Here is a 5663-nt window from a genome sequence, read left to right as displayed (position 1 = left end):
TCGTTGGGTTTTACAACAACGAACGGCTGCACTCAAAACTGGGGTATCTGCCGCCGACCGTTTACGAGCGGGCGATGGCATCGAAACCACCTATCGAGGTGTCCGGAATTAGTTGACCACCACAGTAGGCATATCCAGCCGAACGAGGTCGGGTGGCCTGACTCGCCCATGCAACGGCACATTGCTGCCGGTCCATCAGCACCACATTGTGCCGACACCCTGCACTCACTAGCTTGCGCAGCAACACCTCTTCGTAAAACGGCAATGTCGCGTTGTAGGTGGTGATCAGCGAAGCTTCATACCCTCCTCGCTTGATCACCTCCAGAATCGAAACGCCTTCAGACACTGGCCACCTCCATCAGGCTTTTACCTGGATCGGTGAGTCGTGTCTTACCTCCCTCACGAGTCAGCAGTCCCAGGTCTCGTAAAATGCGTACTGCCTGCCTGAATCTAGGAGTGGTCTGAGTGGGTACTGGAACGTGAACGCAGGCAACCTCCACCCCAAGCTCCGATGGGTGAAGCTGAAATGTTGATCGACCTGACTGCCTGAGCTTGCGCAACGCCACACGCAGGTGAGTGTTCATGCACCAGAGCATCAAATCGCTCGTCACTTGGCGCACTGACATCGTCTGCCAATCGGCGGCACGATGACGGAAGCTAACCAAATTAATCGGGTAATCCCGCAACGAATCCGCAGTAATCGCCAGGCCTGAATAGGGTTGCTTCGTCAAATCATCGCGCGCAACGAGCATGGCCAATAGTTCAAGGCTTCTGGCGAGTAATAGCGGGACTTTCGCGCCACCACGCCAGCCAGCAATCAACTGCTTGCCGAGTTGAATTTCATGTCCCATGTCTCCCCAATCAGCTACAGCCGGTCCCAACACGCTCGCGTGCTCCACAAGGTCTGAGAAGGTCTCGTACTCAAGCTCATTCAAGACTTCATCCATCTTGTCAGAGCCAACAAACCAGTCAGAGAAGGCTTCAATCGAGCCGAACTTCCCTCGTTCCTCGGACGTCTGCGGCTGTAGCTCCGTTAAACAAATCGAGAGGATGGTCTGAAATGCCACAGAGAGAAGATCGTTACGCACATAGACGGCCCAAAGTGCACAGGTACTTTGCAGCGTCGGAGGGATAGTCCAGGGCAGCCCTCCGGGCAATACGCGGGTGTAGGCGCAAGCACGAAAAACCTCTTCAGAGAGATCCTCGTCATCCGGAAGAGCACTCGCCAGTTGCTGGATCAGTGCCAAGCTCCGGCGGCGTTGCTCGCCCTCCTCCCCATACCGAACTTTTTCATCGAAAAAGATATCGGTCAGGTGCTGGCACTCCGCGGGACTTGAAGGGATGTTACAAGCGCAAAAACCACTGAGTTCATCCAGATCCGCCAGCGTGATCTCGTCACCTTCAATCTTCCCCCAGAAAAGCGTTCCTGCAACGTTGGTGTCGAAGTCTTGCGCTAATAGACTGCCGTATTCTGTGCTGTACCTGGTCCATGAGGTTGTAGACGACTGCATGATCATCAGATTGGCCAAGGTGCCTGCGTAGTACTGAGAAAGCCCTCCCAACCTATTCACAAAGTACCGGTCCTCCATGGAATCGGTCGTTGCGTACTGAGATAAAAGCAGGACTCCCCCAGCCTCCAAGCGAGTCAATGCTGTAACGAGCTTGTTGCGACCAACCATCGCGATGCCATGTCGCTCATCATCTTGATCATCGACTTGGGAGTGTCGCTCGGCAATCAGCGTGAACAAGCAATCTGCACGCCGGAAACGCTCAACAAAATGCGCAGGGTCATCTTTCGAATAGCGCTGGTCGTATGACCAAACCAGCCAGGGATAGAAGGAGTAATAACGCGCCCGATCGGTCACGTTAGTGATGCCCGGCAGCAACTGGCCATAGATCATTCCACAGGGCGCCTGCGTGCCTAGGTGATCGATCCCTTTACTCGCGGAAGGCGGCTTCAACCACCCGGTGGTGAGTTTCATTGACGTTTAATCCTTCAAGACGCCAGATAGCTTTTCTGAATGTCATCGGTATAGTGGCATAGCGCCACTCAAAAATGACAAGGATGTTCCGTTGAAGTATCTGTTCGATCTGTTCAAGTCCTATGCTGCCACATTGCTACAAGTCACCATCACCCTTGGCGTAATCGTAGTCTTTGCCTACTGGGCGCTCATCATCAATTTTTACCCCACCGGTATAACGATCACCGAAAGCTTGCTCTTCGTTTTTGCCGCAATGATGTTCGGGATTTTCTACGGCCTCTGGTACTTGCTCGCGCTGGGAGCGGTTCATGGGCTCTTCCATTGGCGCTCGGATAAGATCAAGTTCGATTTTGGCCTCTTTATTCTCGGTGTCGCGTTAGCACTGATACTCGGCATCGCTGCTTGGGCGGCCCAAAGTGTGAAGGTATTGGCTCCTCTCTTGGGTGCCATGATCCTATTAATCATTCCTTGGTACTGGAAACCGCTGCCGCTTTACACGCCAGTGGCGCGAGTGCAAGAGCATCAGCGCCTTAAGATTCTGATCGTGGCGATTGCAATCGTGTTGCCAACGATTTTCGTGCCTGACTTGACAGCGAACATCATTTCCAACTCTATGCAGCGCCTTGGCTTCCGGCAGATGGATGTGTCGGTCACCCTAGATTCGACCAATCAGAAAATCATTAAGAGCGTAGTGGATGAGTTAGACCTCACGCTACATAGCTGTGGGAACAACGGTCACCCCGAGCAGGTTGTGCACCATGTGAATGTTCTCTGGCATGGAATGGGCGAACGCACGCTGATCGAGATGCCGTTTCTTACTGACAGCAGCGGATCTCCGTATCAGTTCGAATTGAATAGATCGGGCGTGAATGTGGTTCGTCGCCCGGGTGACAAGGCAGGTATTCCGTTGTGCTTTACGCTTGGCAATGATTTGTTGTTCGAAAGCTTAGCTTCCACCCTGACGCCAGAAGGTACGGCAGCCCTGACGGCCTTTGCAGAGAAAGTGAAAGGATACTTGGAGGAATCAAAGCGCCAAGTCGTCGCGATCACCGTCACAGGCCATACTGATCGGAACCCGGTCCTTGCTTCTAACGACAGCAACCAGCAACTGTCACGTCGCCGGGCGGAAAGTGTCGTCGAGCAGCTCAAAACCCTTGGGGCTGGATTGCCAATCCATATCAAGGCGGCGGGGTCGCAAAAGCCGGTTTCGAGTTGCGCACGTGATCTTCCCAAGTCAGAGCTCAAGGAGTGCTTGGCAATGGATCGTCGCGTGCAGATCGTTATCCAGACGAAAGCGATTAAGTAAGCGGCCTTAAACTAAAATAAGGGCAAACCTCTGCCCTGTGAAGGAAGTACATGAATAAATGGTTCAAGAGCCGCATTATGTGGCTGACAGTATTGCCTACTTTGATAGCTCTCGTGACTGTACTGTAGAAAACAGCAGCTATCTCTGGCCCACTTTTGCAGTACTTGTTTCCGCCTAAATCATCCGAAGGCGTTAACCCGGCACTGCTTGGGAACTGGTACGAGGAGTTCGAGTTCCCTGACCGTGGTTTTACTATCCATTTCCAAGGCACCATCCAGTACTTCAGGAATGCTTGGTTTGCGATTAACGTTTGCATCCATTTCGAGGTGTAAGAACCCCTGTGGTCAGTAGTGATTAGTCACTCAGATATAACACTTACAAGGGCGATGCCTAACTCCTACTAATGATGAGTGTCTTCTTGCTTGCCCTCTGCAGCTAGAGGGATGACTACCTTATGCGCACTGAAATACATGGCAGAATAGAATCGTGCCATCATTTTGCCCTACACTGCCCTCCTCTCACGCTTTGAAACCGGCAGGTGTCGGTACGTGAATAAGGAGATTCTGGTGTTTTTCAACGCTCGCCGCTGTTTCGCTCTGAGTACCATCACTCTCGCTTCCCTCAGCCTTACCGGATGCTTCACTGAGGAAATCGATTCACGTCAAACCCAAGAAATTCGTGGTTTGATTTACAAAGTCCACGCAGACGACCCCTTTACCGGCCGCATCCTTAATTACCCCATGTCGGTGCTAGGGCTGTTCAGCGTTGGAACTTGCTCAATAGACGTCAAAAAGGGTCTGCCTGACGGAGAAATGCGTTGCTCGGACAATGCAGACAAACTGCTGGCTGTTGGTGAATTCAAAGCTGGTAAGCGAGACGGCAAAGAAGAAAAATTCGATGCTAAAACCGGCAACAAGATCGCAGAGGGTAACTGGAAACGGGGTGTCCAGGATGGGCTGCAAGAACAGTTCAATCCTATAAACGGCAATCGAACGATTGAGGTGCACTACACCGCCGGCAAAAAGGACGGCCAAGAGCGCGCTTGGGATGAACAGGGGAAAGTACTCATTGCTGATCTTGAATGGAAAAATGGCAAGCAGGCCGGATTCGACAATCGCGGAACCCAGCATCGGACGTATTTAGAGGGTGAGTATCACGGCCAGCAAAAAGATTATGGCCTTGACGGTAATCGCTTCTACGTTTCGCATGAAGAAAACTATGAAAATGGCCACCTCCATGGCACTCAAAAGCGCTTCAATGCGCGAGGTAACGTGACTGAGCTCAGCGAGTTCGAGCACGGAAAACTGAAATCGCGAACCGTTGACGAGTACGGAAGCTTCGACGGAGAGCACCTTCATCACGTTAGTCGTTTGGCCATCAAGGAAGACGTCAATGAGTACATCGCTAGTGATCTCAGCAACGATGGCCTAGAGCAGTACTGGGACAGCAAAGGCCATCTGATTCGAGAGCTGCAATGGAACAAAGGAAAGCTCGTCAGTGCGACCGCAACGATCTGGGTCGGCGACAACCAGATAAGCCAATACCAAGGGGTTGCTCGACCGGGCTACGAGAGCCACCAGGATGACGTGGTCAAGCATGGTCAAGAACGCATTTATGGCCGCAATGGGGAACTGGAAGCTGTAGTGGTATGGAACGCAGGCAAAGTCACCAATACGATCGTAAATCTTCCTTCTGATCGCCGTAGCCAATACCCTGGCAAGATGGCCATGCTTGATCGTAATGTTGGCTGGGGAAATCCAGTGGAGGAAATTCCGGATTTCGAAACCCCTAGCCGTTACGGTGGCGGCGGCTTTGCTATCGACTACGCAACAATCGTTGATGTTCCCACCCCGGGACAACCCATCCAAAGCCAACCCACACAAAAAGCGGTTCTAGCGGCAGCCCCTAGCGGCAATAACGTAGACGCCTGCGTGCAACAGAAGGTAGATGCCGTTCACGCCGAAGATCCTGATGCACTGGTGCGTGCCGACATGCTTGATGAGTTTGAGCAGGACTGCCAGTGAGCCTCCGCAGGAATGGTTTTGTTGAGCGAGATATTCAGTCAGGGGGGATCTGAAGACGTCCCCTTCTCATGACCTCTTCGGTATCCACACGCGATATCGAAGAGGTTGAAGCTCTCTCCTAGCCGATATGAAACTACCCTAGTAGCGATCCGAGCCGTCACTCCAATTTGGAGGGTCGCCGTTAGTACAAGAATCAATTATCAAGGACAACAGTAAGCGTCTGGTGGACTTGCCCCTACCAAACCGGACACCAACTCCCCGTTAAATTGATGCTGCCGCTAAGCGCCTGAACTCCCTCGGTGAGCGATAGTTCAAGGCGCTGTGTGGATGCTGCTCGTTGTAGTGCTCGAA

Annotated in this window: 4 protein-coding genes; 2 read left to right on the top strand and 2 right to left on the bottom strand. The window is 52.4% G+C overall.

What is annotated here, in order from left to right; translation table 11 throughout:
• Window positions 1-61: 61 nt before the first annotated feature.
• Window positions 62-346, bottom strand: coding sequence for a hypothetical protein (locus AACY50_RS28315; RefSeq protein ID WP_339539892.1), 285 nt, complete (start codon window positions 344-346; stop codon window positions 62-64).
• A complete protein-coding gene (locus AACY50_RS28310; RefSeq protein ID WP_339539890.1) occupies window positions 339-1982 on the bottom strand; it encodes a hypothetical protein in 1644 nt (547 codons plus the stop codon). The genes AACY50_RS28315 and AACY50_RS28310 overlap by 8 nt, the downstream gene beginning before the upstream one ends.
• 91 nt (window positions 1983-2073) lie before the next feature.
• Here AACY50_RS28310 and AACY50_RS28305 point away from each other — a divergent pair, with 91 nt between their 5' ends.
• Both AACY50_RS28305 and AACY50_RS28300 read left to right on the top strand, forming a co-directional pair.
• A complete protein-coding gene (locus AACY50_RS28305) occupies window positions 2074-3288 on the top strand; it encodes an OmpA family protein (RefSeq protein WP_339539888.1) in 1215 nt (404 codons plus the stop codon).
• A 548-nt stretch (window positions 3289-3836) separates the two neighbouring features.
• A complete protein-coding gene (locus tag AACY50_RS28300) occupies window positions 3837-5312 on the top strand; it encodes a toxin-antitoxin system YwqK family antitoxin (protein ID WP_339539886.1) in 1476 nt (491 codons plus the stop codon).
• Window positions 5313-5663 lie beyond the last annotated feature (351 nt).

It is taken from the genome of Pseudomonas sp. RA_15y_Pfl2_54, from assembly GCF_963971015.1.
In the GTDB taxonomy this organism is placed as follows: Bacteria; Pseudomonadota; Gammaproteobacteria; order Pseudomonadales; family Pseudomonadaceae; genus Aquipseudomonas; species Aquipseudomonas baetica_A.
This window is presented reverse-complemented; position numbering and strand designations above follow the sequence as displayed.

Excerpts from the sequence above, each read along its gene's own strand:
- AACY50_RS28310 (WP_339539890.1), bottom strand. The coding sequence starts at position 1,982 with ATGAAACTCACCACCGGGTGGTTGAAGCCGCCTTCCGCGAGTAAAGGG.